At 57.4% G+C, this 18,097-nt stretch carries 19 protein-coding genes and 2 pseudogenes; 9 read left to right on the top strand and 12 right to left on the bottom strand.

Going from position 1 to position 18,097, the window contains the following annotated elements; all coding sequences use genetic code 11:
• Nucleotides 1-21: 21 nt before the first annotated feature.
• Nucleotides 22-369: a hypothetical protein gene (locus tag A6U87_RS29660; RefSeq protein ID WP_141683949.1), complete on the bottom strand. Its 348-nt coding sequence runs from the start codon at nucleotides 367-369 to the stop codon at nucleotides 22-24.
• Nucleotides 370-613: 244 nt separating this feature from the next.
• Entirely contained in the window at nucleotides 614-1,849 is a 1,236-nt protein-coding gene (locus tag A6U87_RS13000) for a DUF763 domain-containing protein (RefSeq protein ID WP_065692195.1), read from the bottom strand.
• Between the two features lie 418 nt (nucleotides 1,850-2,267).
• On the opposite strand from A6U87_RS13000, the gene A6U87_RS12995 reads away from it, so the two are divergent.
• From A6U87_RS12995 to A6U87_RS12985, 3 genes are all read left to right on the top strand, one after another.
• Nucleotides 2,268-2,804, top strand: a complete 537-nt coding sequence (locus A6U87_RS12995; RefSeq protein ID WP_065691685.1) for a transcriptional regulator — start codon at nucleotides 2,268-2,270, stop codon at nucleotides 2,802-2,804.
• A gap of 113 nt (nucleotides 2,805-2,917) precedes the next feature.
• On the top strand, nucleotides 2,918-3,214 hold the full coding sequence (locus A6U87_RS12990; protein ID WP_065691684.1) for a PRC-barrel domain-containing protein: 297 nt from the start codon (nucleotides 2,918-2,920) through the stop codon (nucleotides 3,212-3,214).
• Between the two features lie 258 nt (nucleotides 3,215-3,472).
• On the top strand, nucleotides 3,473-5,206 hold the full coding sequence (locus tag A6U87_RS12985) for a PAS domain-containing methyl-accepting chemotaxis protein (RefSeq protein ID WP_065691683.1): 1,734 nt from the start codon (nucleotides 3,473-3,475) through the stop codon (nucleotides 5,204-5,206).
• A 126-nt stretch (nucleotides 5,207-5,332) separates the two neighbouring features.
• On the opposite strand, the gene A6U87_RS12980 is transcribed toward A6U87_RS12985, so the two are convergent.
• The 3 genes from A6U87_RS12980 to A6U87_RS12970 all read right to left on the bottom strand — a co-directional run bounded on the left by A6U87_RS12980 (nucleotide 5,333) and on the right by A6U87_RS12970 (nucleotide 6,835).
• Nucleotides 5,333-5,749 (bottom strand): low affinity iron permease family protein, encoded by a 417-nt coding sequence (locus tag A6U87_RS12980; protein ID WP_065691682.1) that lies wholly within the window; start codon nucleotides 5,747-5,749, stop codon nucleotides 5,333-5,335.
• Nucleotides 5,750-5,770: 21 nt separating this feature from the next.
• The gene (locus A6U87_RS12975) at nucleotides 5,771-6,373 is read right to left on the bottom strand and encodes a BA14K family protein (RefSeq protein ID WP_065691681.1); all 603 of its coding nucleotides are present in this window, start codon (nucleotides 6,371-6,373) and stop codon (nucleotides 5,771-5,773) included.
• A gap of 63 nt (nucleotides 6,374-6,436) precedes the next feature.
• Entirely contained in the window at nucleotides 6,437-6,835 is a 399-nt protein-coding gene (locus A6U87_RS12970) for a DUF1236 domain-containing protein (protein WP_065691680.1), read from the bottom strand.
• A gap of 539 nt (nucleotides 6,836-7,374) precedes the next feature.
• Here A6U87_RS12970 and A6U87_RS12965 point away from each other — a divergent pair.
• Nucleotides 7,375-8,415 (top strand): YihY/virulence factor BrkB family protein, encoded by a 1,041-nt coding sequence (locus tag A6U87_RS12965; protein ID WP_065692194.1) that lies wholly within the window; start codon nucleotides 7,375-7,377, stop codon nucleotides 8,413-8,415.
• A gap of 26 nt (nucleotides 8,416-8,441) precedes the next feature.
• Here the strand turns inward: A6U87_RS12965 and A6U87_RS12960 are convergent, their stop codons facing one another.
• A complete protein-coding gene (locus A6U87_RS12960) occupies nucleotides 8,442-9,251 on the bottom strand; it encodes a mechanosensitive ion channel family protein (RefSeq protein WP_065691679.1) in 810 nt (269 codons plus the stop codon).
• 287 nt (nucleotides 9,252-9,538) lie between these two features.
• Between A6U87_RS12960 and A6U87_RS29905 the strand changes: the two genes are divergently transcribed.
• Nucleotides 9,539-9,715, top strand: a complete 177-nt coding sequence (locus tag A6U87_RS29905; protein ID WP_158007267.1) for a hypothetical protein — start codon at nucleotides 9,539-9,541, stop codon at nucleotides 9,713-9,715.
• A 158-nt stretch (nucleotides 9,716-9,873) separates the two neighbouring features.
• The gene (locus tag A6U87_RS12955; RefSeq protein WP_083199359.1) at nucleotides 9,874-10,119 is read left to right on the top strand and encodes a DUF982 domain-containing protein; all 246 of its coding nucleotides are present in this window, start codon (nucleotides 9,874-9,876) and stop codon (nucleotides 10,117-10,119) included.
• 180 nt (nucleotides 10,120-10,299) lie between these two features.
• On the opposite strand, the gene A6U87_RS12950 is transcribed toward A6U87_RS12955, so the two are convergent.
• The 3 genes from A6U87_RS12950 to A6U87_RS12940 form a co-directional block, all read right to left on the bottom strand.
• Nucleotides 10,300-10,554, bottom strand: a complete 255-nt coding sequence (locus A6U87_RS12950; RefSeq protein WP_244499482.1) for a hypothetical protein — start codon at nucleotides 10,552-10,554, stop codon at nucleotides 10,300-10,302.
• Nucleotides 10,555-10,683: 129 nt separating this feature from the next.
• A complete protein-coding gene (locus tag A6U87_RS12945) occupies nucleotides 10,684-11,049 on the bottom strand; it encodes a hypothetical protein (protein ID WP_065691678.1) in 366 nt (121 codons plus the stop codon).
• Between the two features lie 164 nt (nucleotides 11,050-11,213).
• Nucleotides 11,214-11,945, bottom strand: coding sequence for an endonuclease/exonuclease/phosphatase family protein (locus A6U87_RS12940; protein ID WP_141683960.1), 732 nt, complete (start codon nucleotides 11,943-11,945; stop codon nucleotides 11,214-11,216).
• A gap of 96 nt (nucleotides 11,946-12,041) precedes the next feature.
• On the opposite strand from A6U87_RS12940, the gene A6U87_RS12935 reads away from it, so the two are divergent.
• Nucleotides 12,042-13,016 carry a lysylphosphatidylglycerol synthase domain-containing protein gene (locus A6U87_RS12935; protein WP_065691677.1) on the top strand — a complete coding sequence of 325 codons (975 nt, stop codon included), beginning with the start codon at nucleotides 12,042-12,044 and terminating at the stop codon, nucleotides 13,014-13,016.
• Here A6U87_RS12935 and A6U87_RS12930 read toward each other — a convergent pair.
• A complete protein-coding gene (locus A6U87_RS12930) occupies nucleotides 12,957-14,498 on the bottom strand; it encodes a phospholipase D-like domain-containing protein (protein WP_065691676.1) in 1,542 nt (513 codons plus the stop codon). The two genes, A6U87_RS12935 and A6U87_RS12930, sit on opposite strands and share 60 nt — an antisense overlap.
• 225 nt (nucleotides 14,499-14,723) lie before the next feature.
• On the opposite strand from A6U87_RS12930, the gene A6U87_RS12925 reads away from it, so the two are divergent.
• Nucleotides 14,724-14,966: a DUF982 domain-containing protein gene (locus A6U87_RS12925; RefSeq protein ID WP_065691675.1), complete on the top strand. Its 243-nt coding sequence runs from the start codon at nucleotides 14,724-14,726 to the stop codon at nucleotides 14,964-14,966.
• A gap of 184 nt (nucleotides 14,967-15,150) precedes the next feature.
• Here A6U87_RS12925 and A6U87_RS29275 read toward each other — a convergent pair.
• A pseudogene (locus tag A6U87_RS29275) lies at nucleotides 15,151-15,406 on the bottom strand (SDR family oxidoreductase); the annotation flags it as partial.
• A 191-nt stretch (nucleotides 15,407-15,597) separates the two neighbouring features.
• On the opposite strand from A6U87_RS29275, the gene A6U87_RS12915 reads away from it, so the two are divergent.
• The gene (locus tag A6U87_RS12915; RefSeq protein WP_065691673.1) at nucleotides 15,598-17,169 is read left to right on the top strand and encodes a Fic family protein; all 1,572 of its coding nucleotides are present in this window, start codon (nucleotides 15,598-15,600) and stop codon (nucleotides 17,167-17,169) included.
• Nucleotides 17,170-17,317: 148 nt separating this feature from the next.
• Here the strand turns inward: A6U87_RS12915 and A6U87_RS12910 are convergent.
• Nucleotides 17,318-18,024, bottom strand: a pseudogene (locus A6U87_RS12910) (SDR family NAD(P)-dependent oxidoreductase); the annotation flags it as partial.
• Nucleotides 18,025-18,097: the final 73 nt, after the last annotated feature.

Here is an 18,097-nt window from a genome sequence, read left to right as displayed (position 1 = left end):
CCATCACCGCGGGTCGTGGGATTACCCAAACCGCGCCAGCATGCCGCGAAGCAGTTGATTTTCTGACAACAAGCGCGCCCTTTGCGATGTTTCGATCATCGAAGCGCCGCCTGGTCGGGAGCCGCCATTTTTTGCCGCTCCATGCCGTGTCGTTATAGACGGCGAATTGTGTCTCTTCCGCTTGTCGAGCACGCCGAGCGCTTCGGGAAGCTCTAGACCGAGCGGTGCGCCCAGCCCAGACAATTGGCTATCGAGCTGAGCTATCCAAGCCCGATATTTTTCCCGGAGCGGATGATCTTCAGACAGCGAAGAGAGTTTCATGAGAGCCAAGCGCCTTTGGTCACGACGCAAACCCAAATCTGTTTTCATCAACAACACGTTCCCATCGTTCATCAATCACTATTGAACATAACGAGAACGAAAGCAGTAGTAAATGCCTTCAAGAAAGTTGGAATCCTCCCCGGAGACGTGCTTTTCCACGTACGGATACGAGGGTAGATTGGTTCGCGCGCGTGATACGCGAAGATGACTGAACGCCGAGCGTCTACGCTTCAGTGTCAGGTCCTTTCGGGGGTCATCCAGGGAAGCAGCCTGTCGAGAAAGACTTCCCCGATTATTCCTCCCAACCAAATACGCTTCGGCCGCCAAATTGGTTTGAATCGCGGAATTCTCCCGCAACGATTTCCTTAAGATCCGGACCGGTGACGTATTGCTCCAGCCGACGCGCCTGAATGTCCAGGCGCTGCAATGCGGCAAGCTCTTCGTCACGACCAAGACGCCCTTTGGAAACCGCGGACCGCATCACGTTGATTGTTTCGTCATAGACCTTCAGCGGGACTGGGAAAGGGTGACGGTCCTTGCCACCGTGCGCAATCGAAAACCTGGCAGGGTCCGAAAACCGACAAGGAGCGCCGTGCACCACCTCGGCGACCAGAGCCAGAGCACGCACGGTTCTCGCGCCCACGCCTGGTACCATCAAGAGGTCCTGGTAATCGACAGGTGCGCGATCAGCCGCCGCGGCCAGATTTCCGTGCAAGCGCTTCATGTTGACATCCGTCTCCCGCACATCGTGATGCGTTGGCATGGTCAGATGCGGCAGAGAGAGTTGACTTTGTTCGGGCTTGACGGCGGGGTCCATCTGGCGGGCAAGCGCAGAGGCCTCCTGAATGATCCGGTCAGGACCCAATGCCGCCAGAATATCGAGTTGGCCGTCCCGTGAGCGTTCGGCTCGCTTGTCGGCGAGATTAATGATGTCACCTCGCGTTCTTCCCTCAATCGCGCTGTGGGGCGAATCGACGAAACTTTGCAGGCCCTCTGACAGCCAGTGGTAGCGCCTCGCCTGTCGAACCTCGTCATTCATTCCCTGCTGTACGACGACCCATTTCCCATCGTCGGCTACGATGAAGCCGTGAAGGTAGAGATCAAATCCGTCCTGAACCGCGGCACTGTCAACCTTCGCCACGAGGCGACTGACGTTGGCGAGGGCTGCGCCGTCGATCCCCACTCGACATCCGATCTCGACCAGCTCGTCAGGGGTCTTGCGCGACTGACCACCCCTCCCACCGCAGACGTGAAGTCCAAGCTCTCTCGCGCGCGGCTTCAAACCCCGCTTCAACGAGCCGAGGACGCTGGTGGTAATGCCGGAGGAATGCCAGTCCATGCCCATCACCGAGCCAAACGACTGAAACCAGAATGGGTGAGCGAGCCTTCGCAGGAATTCATCCCGCCCGTAATGGTGAATGATCGCTTCGGCAACAAGCACGCCGAGCTTCGTCATCCGCTCCCCGAGCCAATGGGGAACTCGCCCGCCATGAAGCGGCAAATCGGCACTACCTGATCGTCTAGACATGGCTGGCACTTTAGACATTGACGAAGGTGAAGGCAAACAAGCGCACTGGATCCGCCATTAGGAGCACAGCACCCCTAGGGACCCCTCCAAATGAACCCCGCTCTCGTTGGCGAGTTCCTTTTGAAACGGCACTACCGGCATATGCCAAAAACATTCTCATCCATCAGCATTTCGCCTTTGACCTCGACGAGCACGGGCCCCGTCAGAGCTTGGGAAACTGCAGTCGATGCGTCTGAAGACCAGGCCATCGAGGAGGCTAAGGTGATTGCTTCACGTCCTGCGGGCGTCGTTGTCCTCCGACGAGACGGCCGTCCGCCGTTAGGGAGGAAGGCGATCCGATCGTGATCTTTCGCTCAGGAACGACCGACGGCTTCGATCGAGCGTTGCGACAGTAGGTCTCCCGCCCTAACTAAATCAAATGATCGTGTTCCTCGACTTCGAAGCCTCCTCCCTTGGCAAACACAGTTATCCCATCGAAGTCGCCTGGGTCTTCGAAGACGGGCGTTCGCAGTCTTTCCTAATAAGGCCCAAGCCAGGATGGGTGGATTGGTCCGAGGATGCGCAAAGGATCCATGGCATCTCTCGCGATCGCCTTGAGTCAGAAGGAAACGACATCGAAGTTGTCGCCGGGGAGGCAATGAAGCAGCTTTCGGGAAACGAGCTTTATGCGAGTTCGCCTTCGTGGGACGGCAAGTGGCTAAGTGCGTTGCTGCGGGGTGCAGGGCTGCCGCGTCACGCCTTGCGATTAAGGAAATCCGACGACCTCTTTATCGAGGAGGCAACCGATATCCTCAAAACAAGTCACACTGAGTTCGATGTCGCCGGGCTGGTCGCAGATATCATTACAGGATCCGAGCCACATGACCCAGCTCATCGCGCTCTTCCCGACGCTCTTCTCGAGTTAGAGCGCCTAGGCCTTGTCAGGGACGCAGCCCGGAAAATTGCGGGTTCGTGACAGCTGGTTTCCCGCGGCATCGTTGTCGAAGAGAACGTCGGATATTGCGCGCCGTGTGGAACATTCAGTCTGCGGCCAGCTTATCCCACCATCAACAAAGGAGGATGCAATCTATGGACCACACAAACCACGTTCGTCTTACCAGCTCGGAACTCACGCCAGCCGTCCTGGAAGGGGCGACAATTTACGGCGTCGACGATCACAAGGTCGGCAAGATCGATCACGTCCATGGCGCAGGCGCAGGGGGCTCTGCCGTCATCGATGTAGGAGGCTTTCTTGGTATCGGTGCCAAGCCCGTTGCGATCCCGATTTCGGACCTCGAGTTCATGCGTGACGAGGATGGGGACGTCCATGCCGTGACGAATTGGACAAAGGACGAACTCAAGATGATGCCAGAGCATCACGACTAAACCTTTGGCTTGCTAATACGCGGAGGCGGTCGAAGGGCCGCCTCGTTCAAGTGTTGGGTGGTCCGATGAGGCACCAAAAGGGCGCTCGTTCCACTCGCATTACCGGGCAAATATTGCGTTTGCGCTATACTTGTTCGCTTGTCCGTTTATCCAATATATTTCAGTATTAAGCGCAAATTAAGTTTAACGAGATACTGTCGGGGGGTCGCAAGGGGCAGCGGCGACTACGTTAAAACGAATGCTTGACCGGATTTTCAAATGACGAGCTTTCCTAAGCTGGGATTGGACGCTTCTGCCGTGCTCGAAGCGATCGGAAGGTCCCAAGCTATGATTGAATTCGATCTCTCAGGCAAAATCCTCTCTGCCAACGATAACTTCTGCAAGGCCGTCGGTTACGAGCGCTCAGAAATCATTGGGCAACATCATAGCATGTTCGTTCTCCCGCAAGAGGCCAACTCGCCTGACTATAGAGCCTTTTGGGCAAGACTTGCCCAGGGGGAATTCGATCAATGCCAATACAGACGCTTGGCGAAAAGCGGAGAGGAAATTTGGATTGAAGCCTCGTACAATCCAGTCTTCCGGTGGGGCAAGCCCTACAAAGTCGTCAAGATCGCGACCGACATAACGGCAGCGAAGCGAAAGGGTGCAGAGGCCGAAGGCAAGCTGGAAGCTCTCTCGCGGGCGCAGGCCATGATCGAGTTTACCCCAGACGGTTACATACTGGACGCAAACGAGAACTTTCTCGCGGCCTTGGGCTACGAAGCGCAGGAAATCGTCGGCAAGCATCACTCCATGTTCTGCGATGGAGACTACGCCCGATCGCAGGAATATCGTACATTCTGGGAAGCGCTGCGGCGTGGACAGTATTCGACAGGTCAATTCCTGAGGTTCGGAAAGAACGGCAAGCGGATTTCCATCCAGGCGTCCTACAATCCCATTCTTGACGACAAGGGAAACGTCTTCAAGGTCGTGAAGTTCGCTCTCGACGTGACGGATCGGATGCATGCCGTCGAAGAATTGGGCGCCGCCCTTGAGAGGCTGTCCGAATGCAACATCCGCATTACCCTGGATCATCCGTTCGTCGGCGAATTCGAGCGGCTTCGCGTCGATTTCAACAAGTCGATTGGCGAATTCCAAAAGACGCTGGTCAATGTGCTAGGGCAGACAGGCGATCTTACACGCAGCAGCCAGGAGGTTCGGGAAGCTGCCGAACTGCTGGGTGAACGGTCCAGAAACCAGGCGGCAGCGCTTGAGGAAACGTCCGCGACCCTGCGGGAGATTACAGCGACCGTCAACGCGGCCACCGCGGACGCGTTGGAGACGCGGCAACTCGTTCAGAGCACGCGGACTTCGACAGCAGGCTCGATCAAGGTTGTCCAGGACACCATCGAGGCGATGCAGCGCATCGAAGCTGCTTCCCTTGAAATCAGTCAGATCATCGGTGTGATTGACGGGATCGCCTTCCAGACGAACCTTCTGGCTCTGAATGCAGGGGTTGAGGCCGCCCGGGCGGGTGACGCAGGAAAGGGCTTCGCCGTCGTTGCCCAAGAGGTTCGCGAGTTGGCCCAACGGTCCGCAAAGGCCGCGAAAGAGATCAAGGATCTTATCACGAAATCAGGCGCCACCGTCGTCGAGGGCGTGCGGTTGGTAGGCGCAACCGGGGACGCGTTGAAAGAGATCGACGTGATGGTCAAGCGTATCGACGGCAACGTCGACAAGATCGCAAGTGCCGCCCAGGAGCAGACCTCGGGCATCGCAGAAATCAATGGTGCCATCGACCGCCTTGACCAGATGACGCAAGAAAACGCAAATCTGAGTGCCCGAACTACCTCCATCAGCCGGACTCTCGCGGTAGGCGCAGACGCGCTCTCGCAACTCATCAACCTCTTCAAGCTGAACAGGCGCTCGGTCCAGCGCTCAGACGGATCATCCATTCAATCTGAGTATTCAAAGCGAATGGCCGCGCAGGCCAGAGCCAGATCCGTGGCTTAGTCCACCTAGCACTTGAGGAAATCCGATACCAACGCGCGGCAGTTGAAGGCGGTGGCGAAAGCTGCTGCTCCCAGAGGGAGTTGGGAGCAACCGGGACGATCGCGCTTGGGCCTAATGTCGGCCGTCTCACGCTGAAGTACGATCCAGCTCCGCGGCCCTAACGTCTGCCACTTCCTCGACGCACTTGGCCTTCTCGGCCAGCGTATTGCTCATTTCCCGCAGTTGCTTTTCATCGAGCTTTTCGATGCCGACGAACTTGTTTTGAGCTTTTGACGTCAAAATGAGTTCGTCCAGTTTCGCCTGGAGGGCCTTGCCGTCTCGGTTCTGCGAGTTCTGCAGTACGAAGACCATCAGGAAGGTAATAATCGTCGTACTCGTATTGATAACGAGCTGCCATGTTTCGCTGAAATCGAAGAACGGACCGGAAATCGCCCACGCGAGAACGAGAGCTACCGCAAGGACGAATGTCGCGGGCCGTCCCGACAATTCGGCCACCGAAGCAGCGAATTTTGAAAAGAAACTGGACCGCTCTCCTTTGCTCATTGAAGCCTCTCAATTTCTATCTCACCTTGCCGACGCCATCTCCTGGCCCGCCGGCGCAACACAAGTCTGGCGTGGACCATCGTAAGGCTGGTATGTGTTGTCAGATGCCCGGTAGGACTGATAGCGAGCCGCGCACCATGTCGCCGTGGAAGAATTCAGCGCGGCGCCGGTCTGCGCTTGGGCCACCGCGTCGTCCCCGGTTTGCGAAGGCATGTGCGGCGACATGCAAGCCTTCGTCTTTCCGCTGAAGGACCGGTAGGTGTTGGTAGCCTGATCGTACGACCGGTACCGGGAGAGGCACCATGCCAGGTGTTGCGGCGAAAAGGTTGGCTTATCCGGTTCCGGCGTAGAGCCGACCGGAGAGCCGGATACCGGCAAGCGATCGACGACGTTCACCTTTGGCGCGTCGGTAACGTAGGTCGAATAGACTGCCGGAATCCGGTCGTAATTCTGTTTGGCAACATCAACCCGCACAGGCGTGCTGGTCCACAGATCAGGCGAAGTTCCCGCCTCCAGCCTATGCTGTTCCGGCTGCGCCATGACCGCTTGTGTCAGTGACACGACAGCAATGCCCAGCCCGATGGAACTCGCGATTCCAAACGTCAATGAAGCGACGGTCTTCATTTCCCGATCTCCTGGTAATTGGGAAGCCGATGGACGCGGCAGGCTGCCGCGTCCTGAGGTGGATCAGTTGATGACCTGGATCACCTTGCGGGAGGACGGCTCGACGATGACGCGTTCGTCGTTCACGATCGCATAGGAATATTTCGGGTTCTCGGGAACGGGCGTCACGACCACCGTTTCAGGAAGCGCATGGCCGACGACGACCTTCTCCTTGACCACAACGCGGGCTGTCGGTGCGGGAGCTTCACGGACATAGGTGACCACCGTCTGCGGCGGCGGATCGAGTACGGTTCCAACCACGGCACCCGCGACACCGCCCACGGCTGCCCCGACAGGGCCGCCGACGATTGCGCCGGTAACCGCGCCACCTGCAGCGCCGTTGACTGTGGACGATTGGGCGAAAGCAACGCCCGACATGAGCGCGGCCGATACCGCCGCACCAACGATAACCTTATGAAACATTTGAACCTCCTTCTTCTTTCACGATCAATTGACCGCGGCGGAAGAACGAGCGATCCGCCAAGCTGTTCCACTCTTGGGACTTTAGTCCGGGGTCGGAACAGTCTGGGTGCACTCTCGTTGTCAGGCAGTGCTGGTCGTACGCACGTCCAAAGGACGACCATTCGAGACATGGAGAAATGCAGATGAACAACTTGATCGGCTCGTGGACGCTGTTGTGATTGTCCTCGCTATTTTGAGCTTCCTCAGCCTCGATTGACGTTGAGGGGGATTCAACTCTGCCTGGATGTGATGGTTCTTTGCGAAATAAGCCGCTCATGAGGATGCGAGCTTGAAACCCTCGACTTTGCTCAAGAAGCGACAATCGGAAACGCCTTCCATCAGTCAGTTGCAACACGCCCACTTCCGACTGCAGAGAACAAGGTCCCGCACCTGCATCTTTTCGGCGATTGCAACGTTATCGAGGACAAGACGGCATCTACGATAATGGAGTGCAGTACGTGTCATCGAGATCGTTATTCGCCGCGAGTTCGGGCACAAAAATCTTCGTTGTCTTGTCTCTGGCCGTTGCTGGTTGGATTGCAATGAGGACGAGACAGGAGTCCAAAACGCCGGCGGCGTCGCGAAAAGATGATGAAGAGGGTCGAGGCCGAGACGCCTTGGTGCCAGAAAAAATCCCGGTGAAAGGCCTCCGTGACGTATTCTGGCGCGTGGTCCATGAGGTCATGGAAGATCGTGTGACGCTCATTGCAGCGGGCGTGACATTCTATCTGCTGCTTGCATTGTTTCCGGCCCTTGCCGCTCTTGTCGCGATCTACGGGCTGGTTGCTGATCCAGCCACGATGGCGGAGCACCTACGTGAGCTCTCGGGCTTGCTTCCGCCAGGGGCGTTCGACCTTATCGCCGACAGGATCACGAGCCTGGTGGAAGCGCGAAGCTCAACGCTCGGGCTGACATTCTTCATTGGCCTGGCTGTCGCGATCTGGAGCAGTCACGGCGCGACACTTGCGGTGTTCGATGCGATGAATGTCGCTTATGAGGAAACGGAGAAGCGCAGTTTCATTCGCCTGAACGTGCTTGCTCTTGGCTTCACGCTTTGCTCGATGGTGGCGGGCGCAATGATTATCGGCCTGGTCGCGGTCATGCCGGTGGTGATGTCCTATCTGTGGCTGGACCAGTTCAAGGAAAATCTTGCCCTGGTGTTGCCATGGCCTTTCCTTTTCTTCGTGACTGCGGCAGCGACGACCGCCGTCTATCGTTTTGGCCCCAGTCGAGAACCGGCGAAGCTGCGATGGCTGACCTGGGGCGCGGCCCTTGTCACTATCCTTTGGTCTGCGATGTCGGTCGGATTCTCGTTCTATCTCGATCACTTTGCAAACTATGATGCCACCTATGGCACATTGGGCGCGCTGATCGGGCTGTTGATGTGGGCTTGGCTCTCGATCGTCATTCTCATCGTTGGCGGCGAACTCAACGCGGAACTGGAGCATCAAACGGCCACGGACACGACCACGGGCCAACCGCTTCCGATGGGGCTTCGGGGCGCATATGTTGCCGACACCCTCGGCGAGGCCGCGGACTAGCGGTCATGCGCCGCCGGATCGAGGAGCTATTTCAGGACAATCCCCTTGCTGGATAGTCCATCCTTGAGCCGGTCGATCATGTCGTACCGCGTTTCCGACCATTGGTTTGTTCGCGCCCAATACTGGAGGGTCAGCACGGTCTTATCGGCGGTGAGATCATTTGAAAACACGCGCGGGGCCGGTTGTTTCTGCACTCTTTCGTCGGATGTGACGATCGTGAGGATTTCATTCTTCACGGGATTGGCGTCGATATCGTAGCCAATCGCGACCGATAGCTCCTGCCGACGGCTGGATTCTCTGCTGTGGTTGGTGATTGGGGTATTCCATAGGGTTGAATTGGGCGCCATCAGGTAGAGGCCGTCGGCTGTTTTCATTTCCGTGGCGAATAAACCGATCTCAACGATAAACCCCTTCACGCTACCCGTTTCGATATATTCCCCAACGCGTAGAGGGCGCAGCACAAGCAACATGATGCCGGCGGCGATGTTCTGCAGTGTTCCCTGCAAGGCCAGTCCAATCGCCAGACCGGCGGCGCCCAGGGCAGCAATGATCGAGGCTGTCTGCACACCGAACTGTCCCAGAACCATCACGAACACGAGCACCAACAGTCCGTAGTGCAGGACATTCTCAAAAAAGCGAGCGAGCGTTTCGTCGATACCGTGAATCCTGGAAATACCCTGATAGGCCCATCGGCTGATTATTCCTGACAGGACCCATCCTGCCACAAGCAGGAGCAAGGCACCGACGAACGAGAAGCCATATTGGACCGCAAGTGCCGTGACCTGTGCAAATGCAGTTCGCGTTGCCACAATCACATCTGTTGCCGATGTATCCATCAATCCGCTCCTTCTGTTGTCGACCTCAGGTGTAAACCGGTCAGAACGAATGGGGTTCCGTTCACGATGCGACCCGTAACCCCCGACCTCAGATATTCCCGGTGCGCATAATTGCAGATACGCCAGTGTGCGCTTCGTATCCGCGCAAGTCAGCCGAAATGGCTCACGCCAAGCGCGTTCTGCCGCTTCGATTAACAAAGTTAAATGACTGGTCGCCCTGGCAGAATTACTGTTTCAGTGAGTCCCGGGCGGCCGGGGTTCCACAGTCCTTCTTGAAGGAGTAAAGCATGGAACAGCAAGTCCAAAGATCCAAAAAGGCTGAGCGCGAAAGACGCTTCGCTCAAACCAACCGGATCGCCACTGCGATGATCGAACGCGATCTCAAAGCAAAGCGAGAAAAAACGGAACGCTTGCGTCAAGAACGCATGGCAGTCGAAACGGACGGCCGCAAGCGCGATATCTAATTGAGCTGCCGGGCCGTCAGCGCCGGAAGAGTGGTGCGACATTCGCTCTTCTTGCGTCAGCTTCGTGCCCTGGCGATAAAGCAAGCCATTCATCGTCCACTGATTTACCACGGAACAAAATCGACCCCAATTCGTTCGTTGGTCCGAACGAGGTGGACATGATTGACAGCAGCCTTTGGAATAAGCCGGTTTTGATTGTGATCGGGACGACTACGCATTGGGTCAAGAATGCGCGAGAGGCAGCCTGGCTTCTTGCTGACCAGTGGCCCGTCGTGAGCGGAAAGCCATTCATCGGCGCCTTGCAGGCATGTGCCGCAGCAATCGAAGGTAGGAGCCCGGCTGCCTTTGCGCGACTGGCGTTTGTTGCAGCCGCTCGGCACGCCAATCTTCGCGTCGAACCGTAGTTGGACAAGGGCAAACCAATCGCTGCGGTTGCCTGTGACGACGTGCGAAGACGTAGCTCGATAGCGAAATATCTCGAAACTCTCGATTGCGTTGACCCTGCTGCTCGCCGATAAGGCAGGTCTCCATGAGGAGGCGCAGGTCGGGACCCCGTCGAGGCGCGCGGTTATCGAACCAAGGGTCTAGTGGCTGTTGCAGGGTGCAGGTCGCGCGCTTTCGTAAGTGCGCTCCGGGAAGAGCTGCCGGCGAATCTGTCTGAGCTTGTCGGCTTCGCTTGTCTGGCGGACCAGCACCTGCGACGTGACGTCAACGAAGGGCTTTCCGTCCGACGCGGCCACGCGCACAGTACCGCCGTGAGTGAGAAAGTCGCAAAAGGCTTCAATCGAGCGAATGCGCGTCGTGAGTTCGACGTAGCGGTCATTACTTCCGTTCAACATCGCGTTCTCCTTGCAGAGCAGCTGCATTCATTTCCGAAAAGTTCGGCGGCATCATGGCGGCTGCTGTCGAAAGCCGGATGTGGGCGGCCTGGCCCTACACGGAAGCAAAAATGAAAGATATCGCACAGCTCAACGCGTCTTTTCGTTTCCCGTCGGCGTCGTCACTTGGGTCGAGCCGTTTCCATTTCCACTTGGCGCAGGAGATTTGTCGGTAGCCTCGGGAGGCCGGCTCGTTCCATCAGCGGCATTGTCGTCGAACGTTCCCGCACCAGACGGCTCCAATGGTGTTGAGCCGGTGGACGTCGAGGCAGTCGGTGTGGGGTCCTTGTCAGCGCTTTCGCCCCATATCTCCAAGCCACCCCACGTGATCAACGCTAGGAGCAAACCGCAGATCAATACGATGAAGACAGGCTTTCCGTAGCTGCCTTGCCTCGCCTCGGTAGCTGTTTCGGTAACCTGAGACTTTGAAGAGGTATCCTCATTGTGGGTTGCCATTGCGATCTCCTACGCATGGTGGTGGCTCTGTTTTCTAACGCCCAAGCCGTGTCCGTGTTCCGTGGGTAGCACCGTGCAAGACCTGCCAAACGAACCTTCGACCGGCGCCAGACAAAGAAACCGAGGTGGCGTCAGGTAGTCGATGCCGATGGCCATGACGCAGTTTAGCCGGCCAGAAGAACCTCGGCGAGCAACGGAAGGTGGTCTGACGCGCGAGCGGAGTTCGGGGTATTGACGACTTCGCACCGGGCCACGTCCAAGTCCGGCGAAACGAAAATATGGTCGAGGCGTACCATGGGAAAACGCGACGGAAAGGTCTTCCCCGCCTTTTTCCCTGTTAAGAGCTGGGCGTCGCGAAAGCATTGGCCAAGCGTCTTGTAGACCAGCGATGAGGGGACTGCGTTGAAGTCACCACAGACGATCGAGGGATGTCCGTGAAACTCGCTATTTCTAATCCAGTCATCTCCCAGCAAGGCTTCAATCTGCGCGGCGCGATCAAAGCTTCGCAGCCCTAGATGCGTGTTCAAGACGTTCAATCTCTGACTGCCAAGCTCCACCTGAACCCAGAGGGCCCCGCGCTGCTCGCCCAGGGACGGCAAGGGTCCTGCGTTCATCAATCTGGTCGGGAGAGCCGTCATGATCGCGTCGCCGTATTTTTCCTCGACGACGTGAAGCGCTGGATGGAAATGCGCCTCCATTTTTAGAAGCGACGCGATGACATTCGCCTGGTCGATCCCGCCCGTCCGCTGGCGCCCGACGTCAAGCTCCTGCAAGGCGACAATGTCAGCGCCGGTCGCCGCAATCACGTCGGCGATGCGGTGAGGATCTGCCTTCCGATCAGCGCCGACGCAGCTGTGCACATTATAGGTCAAAACCGTAACGCGCCGCGAGCCCACAGCGCTTTCCATTGCTTTTATGGTCATGCTCGGGGAACTGGATGCACGGCTGTTTCGTTCCAAAGCCGAGGCCAATTCGGCTAGGACGGAGGTCGCATGAGCGCAAGACGCATTTTGATCAACCTTATTTTCCTCGGGACGCTCATCTTGGCTGGATACCTGCTGAACAAGGTCTTCCACCAATACTCGATGGCCGACATCATTGCGTCGATCGGTGGTATTCCCGCAGAAAGGCTTCTGAAAAGCGGTGCATTTGCAGCAGCATCCTATCTTTGCCTGACCGGCTTCGATTGGCTAGGCTTGCGATACGCGGGCAAGCCGCTCGCCTACCACCGAGCCGCGATAACCTCGTTCACTGCCTTGTCGATCGGACACAGTTTAGGAATGGCAGCCCTCAGTAGCGGCGCGGTGCGCTACCGGTTTTACAGACGATGGGGCCTGAATTCCGAGGAGATCGCAAAGGTCGTCCTGCTTTGCGGGGTGACCGTGGGATTGGGGCTGATCGTGCTCTCGGCGATAACCTTGCTGGCGAACCCTGTCGATGCAGGCAAGGCCTTGGGTCTCGATAGGAAAAGCACCTTTCTGCTGGGCTTCGGATGCGCGGCAGTGGCAATTGTCTATTTGATACTGTCGACCACCGCAAAGAAGCCGCTCTCCATCTGGCGCTGGCATTTTCACATGCCCCGCCTGTCTATCGCTGTGGCGCAGATATTATTGGGGACACTCAATTTTGTCTTTGTATCGGCGTGCCTGCATCAACTCATTTCAGCGCACGCGCAAGTGAGCTTGTTGAGCGTGGCGACGGCTTTCGTCCTTGCAAACGCAGCGGTAATACTGACCCACGTGCCTGGAGGCTTGGGTGTCCTCGAAGCCACGGTGTCACACATTTTGCCGGGCGAAGCGTCCATTGGCGCGCTGGTCGCCTTTCGCGCAATCTACTTCTTGGCGCCGCTTGCGTTCGGCCTTGTCAGTCTGGCCGTCACCGAGCTTAGCCTCCGCGGTCGCCCGACATCAGAAGATCGCGCCAAGGGTCGTTCTGAGGCTCGAAAACACCGGCCGCAAACGGCGTAGGGGGTAAAAGGGCATTTTCGGATCAACGAGGGAAGTTCCCGGCATCGGGGAGATCTCGCCGGCAGCAAGATTGATCGAGAAATCGCGCAAGCCCCGAGACCCAACGTTGAGAGCGTCTACGCAGGAAATCATGGAGCCATGTTCCGAAAGCGTTTGCGCAACCACCTCGGGCGAGCTGCCGAGATGTTCAGCCAGAAGCTTGTTTCGAAGCGACGCGATTGCCGTTCGTTGGGTCTCGTCACGAGCCTCGACTGCCAGGTCACATTCCGTGTCCAGGCCTTCCGATCGATTATTCAGGTTCGACGAGCCAATTCGGATGAACCTGTCGTCGATGATGATGACCTTGGAATGAACCGTGATCTCCTGCTCGCCGCCGTTCAAGCCTGACGTCGCGGCATAAAAGACCCGTAGTTTTCCGTGGCGATCCATTCGTTTCAATCGTCGAATGACCCGATCTCGATTACCGCCCATTGTCAGCTTCTCGATCAGCCCATGGGAACTCCGGGTGACCAGGATGACGATTTCGAGACCGTCAGCTTCCTTCAGCCGACGAGCAATCGTTCGCGCGACGCTGAAGGAAGCAAGATATTGCGTCTCGATATAAATGGATTGGCGCGCTGAGCGGATGGCGTCGCGGGTCAGGCGAATTGCTTCATGCCGTCCGCGCTTGCCGAAAAAGCCAGGTTCGGTGAGGGCAACCGCAACATCAGCGTCATGCAGATCCGGCGAAACCGAACGGGGCCAGATCAAGTGTCGTGGCGACCGTTCGACCACTTCACGGGTTGCATGCTTCCATCGGCGACGCGCGACGTCTCCAACAAGGCGCGCCGCCTCACCTGAGACGACCGCCTGAATGTCGTGGACCGGTCCGTAGGGCGATCCATTTGGAGCGACCCTTAGGGGATTGTCTGCGCGGTGATCGGGCTCGTCCCAGCGCCGCGCCGTGAGGTCGATACCGCCGAGAAACGCAATGCTGTCATCGATAGCAACCAGCTTCTGGTGATGGCATCCCCGTATCGGATGCTTGAGGTCAAACCGCAAACTGATCTGAGGATGGATCGAGAGCGCGTTTTCGCGGAAGAGGCTGAACGATTTTCCCGAGTAGATGGGGCCCATCCCCCACACCAGGATCCTGATTTGCAGGTCTGGTCGCGCCTCGGCGACAGAGATCAGTAGCTCACCCAGTGTTTCCGAACTCACGCGCGGTCGCAGGCGAATATCCGGATTGAAGTCCCACCCGACGATCCAGATTGTGTGGCGGGCCTCGCGCACCGCCGCGTCGACCGCGGAGAAATAGGACGACCCGTCAATCAGAAACGACGCATGGGGAGCTTTCGCCCTGCTCCAGGCATTGCGCCCTTCGACGATAATCGCAGGGCCAGACGAACACCTGTCCAGCGCTGTTGTGCGCTTCGCGGCGGCAAGGTAACCGGTACCGCCCGCACCTCTTTGCTGTTTGCCCGTCACTTGAAAGATCGTCATGAATACCGCGCCTCCTTTTCGTGCGCGAACAACGCGCAACCGGAGATTCCGTTCCCTACACAAGCACTTCGCGATGGAAGGAATGGCGCCTTTTTCAAGGCGGCGTACACGGCCTGTCAAAGGTTCCGCCTGATGAAATAGGGGGACGAGAATAGGCACGGGGACGACGGAACCGCCGGTCGTGGATGGCGTTTAGATGTTGCGCGCCAAAGGGAGGAACGAGACATGCCTATCGAGAAATGGGATCAGCCGGTCGAACTGACGTCCGGGCGGCGGGAGAATATTGTCGTTACAGGCCCCTTCGAGGCGGTGATATGCCTCTCGGACGGCTGGCCCGACATGGCGGCAGCCAGCTTCGTCGCCGCCCGCACCGCCTGCCGTGGAGCGCTCGCCGGTAGGGTCACCGCCGAAGAGGCTCGAAAGCGCTTTATGGTAGCGGTCAAGGATGCGAATCTCATGCCGCACTGACTGCCAGATCCCTCGGTGGAAATGCAAAAGCAATATTCGCCGATATCTGGAGCAGGACGGCGGCGCCACCTCGCCAAACCGGTTCGGCGACCTCATCGGAGGCGAACAGCGCGCTGGTCTCGTACGGTGTCTGTTCGTACGCCCGCGGGGGAGTGGCACGGCGCATCCCCAGTCGTACGTTTTCTCAATCAATAGCCGCGCCGAAGATGGGCAGAATTTTGCCTGTGATGCAGCTAGACATCCGAGGAGACGCGAGAAAAACGCAGGCGGGTGCAATCTCTTCGGATTGAGCCGCTCGCTTCATCGGAATTTGGCTCCCGAACTGTTCAACGTCGACGGGCTCCTTGTCCGAAGGATTGTGCGGCGTCCAGACTGGCCCTGGCTGCCACCGAATTGACACGAATGCCTCGGGTCACTAGTTGGCCGGACAAGGCTCTTGTGCGGAATTAGGTGGTAACTGCCAACCGACTTCCTGTCTGTTAAAAAGCAGGCAGAGAGCGGTCTTCGCGGAGGTTTGCAGCTACTGAGCCTCCTGATCCACGCGTCTAATTAGTGCGTTGCAAATACACCTAATTAGTGTTGTCGAAAAGCAACGGATTAGTGCGGTCGTTGCGTCTGCAGGATTCACGAAATGTCAGGACGCCCGCCAAATGAACTGCTCGCCTCATCGCTTCGCGAGCTTCGAGGTGTAACCGAACAAGGGGCTCGATCAGTTCTGAAGAGCGACCTTTTGAGCAGGGTTCATCGCGAGCGTCTCGCCAAGGCGGGGTTTGTGGAAGAGATAATGCGCAGGTGGCTCGCGGTCAATTCCCGACCTTCCGATAGGCGTCGGATCGACTCCGAGTGGAGCACCGTCTACTGGGAATTCGTGCGAAGCTATCTTAACGATCGCTTCGGAAACGATTGGTGCTTCTCGCCGGAAACGTCGGTGACTTTATGGGCAGAAAACTGGTCTGTCGCGCCGCAGATTGTCGTTCGCAGTCCTGCAGCCAATAATCAGGTTCTTCCAATGCCGGGCGGGACGTCCCTTTACTTGTTACGGGTTCCACAACCCGACCAATCTATCGTTCACAATGGCGTCCGGGTGCTTACCAAGGAAGAGGCGATCGTCAACAGTGCAAAGAATAGCTGGACCGCAATACGGACCGACATGATCGCCGTCATGGGGTCTATTCGCGGTTCTGCATCGCTTCTTCGCGTTCTCCTTTCCAGCGCAAGAACCACCATGGCCGGAAGGATAGCCGGTGCCCTGCGCCATCTTGGAAGGATCCGCGACGCCGATAGCATCCTGTCAACGATGAGCGCGGCCGGATATGTCGTTCACGAAGACGACCCATTTGACGACAGTGGCCACGCTGTGCTCGACGAACGAAGAGCGGCGGCACCTGCGGCCACCCGCATCAAGAATCTGTGGGCGAAAATGAGCCGGGATGCTCTGGACAGCATCGATATAGGAGGCACGCGGTTCAACGACATCGACGCGTACATGGAGGAGATCGAAGAGCGATATGTCGCGGATGCGCTGAATTCCCTTTCAATCGAAGGCTATCAGGTGTCGGAAGAACTCATCGAGAGGGTTCAGTCGGGCGCCTGGAACCCCGAAGAGCACGCAGGAGATGCCGATGCCCGGAACGCCTTGGCTGCGAAAGGCTACCGCCTCGCGTACGAAGAGGTGAGGAAGGATATCCGGTCGATCCTTGAGGGAGAACCATCGGGACCTCTTCTGTCGCACCGACATCAGGACTGGTTCAGGGCGATGTTTCAGCCATCAGTGCAGGCTGGCATCATAGACGCGTACAAGCTCGCGGGTTATAGGGGTCACAACGTGTATCTGCGGGGTTCCACTCATGTCCCCCTCCCACCGCATGCGATAGCTGATGCCATGGACGCTCTGTTCGAGTGCATCGAGGATGAACCCGATTCACGGGCCAAGGCTATTGTTGCCCCTTTCCTCTTCACCTACATTCACCCCTTTCCAGATGGAAAGGGACGCTCAGGTCGCTTCCTCATGAATGCACTGCTGGCTGAAGCCGGACTACCCTGGACGGTCGTACCTGTCGATCAACGCGACAGGTACATGTCATGTCTTGAGGAAGCCAGCCAGAACGAGAATATCCGGCCGCTTGCACTCTTTATTGAGGAACTGGCAAAAGCACCACCGCCGCCACGCCCACAAACTACAGCATGGGCGAGCAAAAAATAGGAGATTGGAACCCGGGCAGGCCAAGTCTCGTTTTCACGATTAACGCTTCTCGAGTGCGGCCGCCGATAGTCTCCGCGATCACCCACCTTCACCCAGACATATACATGCACACTTAAACTGGTGGCAGTTGCTACATAATTCCGCTCTTGAAAGCGTGTATACCACCCTTGGTCATCGAATAATCCAGAAGTTCTTTCGAGCCCTCCAGGCCAGTGACCGAGCCCGTGTTGATGATCGCCGAGCCGTTTGTGAGATGAGGAATGGCCGCCTTTGCCATATAGAAGTACCCGTATAGATTGGTCTTGAACGTCTCGTCGAAATGCTCGTTGCTGAGATCCTCGATATCGTGGGTATGAACCTGGAAGGCAGCGTTGTTGACGACAATGTCGATGCGGCCGAATTGTGCGATCGTCTTTTCCACGGCCGTCTTGCAAAAGGCGCTATCCTTGACATCGCCGCGAATGACGAGGCAGTCCCTGCCTCCTTCCTGACCGCGGTTCTGGTGTCTTCCGCGTCGCGGTTTTCATCGAGATGGACGATTTCTACATCAGCGCCCTCGCGCGCAAAAAGGATCGCCACGGAGCGTGCCAATTCCAGAATCGCCGCCGGTAATCAACACCTTGTCCTTCAACTTACCCGAACCGCTGTAAAACGGTGCGTCGCACATGGGAGCGAGAGGTAGATCTTTCTCGGACCCCGGCTTGTCCTGATGGACCGTGTGGGAAATGGTGGAGCCGAGTATATGCGTGCACCGGCCTGCATAGCCCCTGACCGCTCCTTGTCGTCTTTTCGGTCGGCTTCTTGGACCTGTGACTGGATCTCACGCTGCTTTGCCGCTGTGGATTTCGGTGACATGATCTTCTCCTTCCATTCAAGGGATCAACATTGATGTTGCATAGTGGGTTGTGCCGTTCGCGTCATTTGCTGC

This window comes from Rhizobium sp. AC44/96, from assembly GCF_001692185.1.
Classification (GTDB): domain Bacteria; phylum Pseudomonadota; class Alphaproteobacteria; order Rhizobiales; family Rhizobiaceae; genus Rhizobium.
Note: the sequence above shows the minus strand (reverse complement) of the source record. Positions and strands in the feature narration are given on the sequence as shown.

Excerpts from the sequence above, each read along its gene's own strand:
- A6U87_RS29660 (WP_141683949.1), bottom strand. The coding sequence starts at position 369 with ATGAAAACAGATTTGGGTTTGCGTCGTGACCAAAGGCGCTTGGCTCTC.
- A6U87_RS13000 (WP_065692195.1), bottom strand. The coding sequence starts at position 1,849 with ATGTCTAGACGATCAGGTAGTGCCGATTTGCCGCTTCATGGCGGGCGA.
- A6U87_RS12995 (WP_065691685.1), top strand. The coding sequence starts at position 2,268 with ATGATCGTGTTCCTCGACTTCGAAGCCTCCTCCCTTGGCAAACACAGT.
- A6U87_RS12990 (WP_065691684.1), top strand. The coding sequence starts at position 2,918 with ATGGACCACACAAACCACGTTCGTCTTACCAGCTCGGAACTCACGCCA.
- A6U87_RS12985 (WP_065691683.1), top strand. The coding sequence starts at position 3,473 with ATGACGAGCTTTCCTAAGCTGGGATTGGACGCTTCTGCCGTGCTCGAA.
- A6U87_RS12980 (WP_065691682.1), bottom strand. The coding sequence starts at position 5,749 with ATGAGCAAAGGAGAGCGGTCCAGTTTCTTTTCAAAATTCGCTGCTTCG.
- A6U87_RS12975 (WP_065691681.1), bottom strand. The coding sequence starts at position 6,373 with ATGAAGACCGTCGCTTCATTGACGTTTGGAATCGCGAGTTCCATCGGG.
- A6U87_RS12970 (WP_065691680.1), bottom strand. The coding sequence starts at position 6,835 with ATGTTTCATAAGGTTATCGTTGGTGCGGCGGTATCGGCCGCGCTCATG.
- A6U87_RS12960 (WP_065691679.1), bottom strand. The coding sequence starts at position 9,251 with ATGGATACATCGGCAACAGATGTGATTGTGGCAACGCGAACTGCATTT.
- A6U87_RS29905 (WP_158007267.1), top strand. The coding sequence starts at position 9,539 with ATGGAACAGCAAGTCCAAAGATCCAAAAAGGCTGAGCGCGAAAGACGC.
- A6U87_RS12955 (WP_083199359.1), top strand. The coding sequence starts at position 9,874 with ATGATTGACAGCAGCCTTTGGAATAAGCCGGTTTTGATTGTGATCGGG.
- A6U87_RS12950 (WP_244499482.1), bottom strand. The coding sequence starts at position 10,554 with ATGTTGAACGGAAGTAATGACCGCTACGTCGAACTCACGACGCGCATT.
- A6U87_RS12945 (WP_065691678.1), bottom strand. The coding sequence starts at position 11,049 with ATGGCAACCCACAATGAGGATACCTCTTCAAAGTCTCAGGTTACCGAA.
- A6U87_RS12935 (WP_065691677.1), top strand. The coding sequence starts at position 12,042 with ATGAGCGCAAGACGCATTTTGATCAACCTTATTTTCCTCGGGACGCTC.
- A6U87_RS12930 (WP_065691676.1), bottom strand. The coding sequence starts at position 14,498 with ATGACGATCTTTCAAGTGACGGGCAAACAGCAAAGAGGTGCGGGCGGT.
- A6U87_RS12925 (WP_065691675.1), top strand. The coding sequence starts at position 14,724 with ATGCCTATCGAGAAATGGGATCAGCCGGTCGAACTGACGTCCGGGCGG.
- A6U87_RS12915 (WP_065691673.1), top strand. The coding sequence starts at position 15,598 with ATGTCAGGACGCCCGCCAAATGAACTGCTCGCCTCATCGCTTCGCGAG.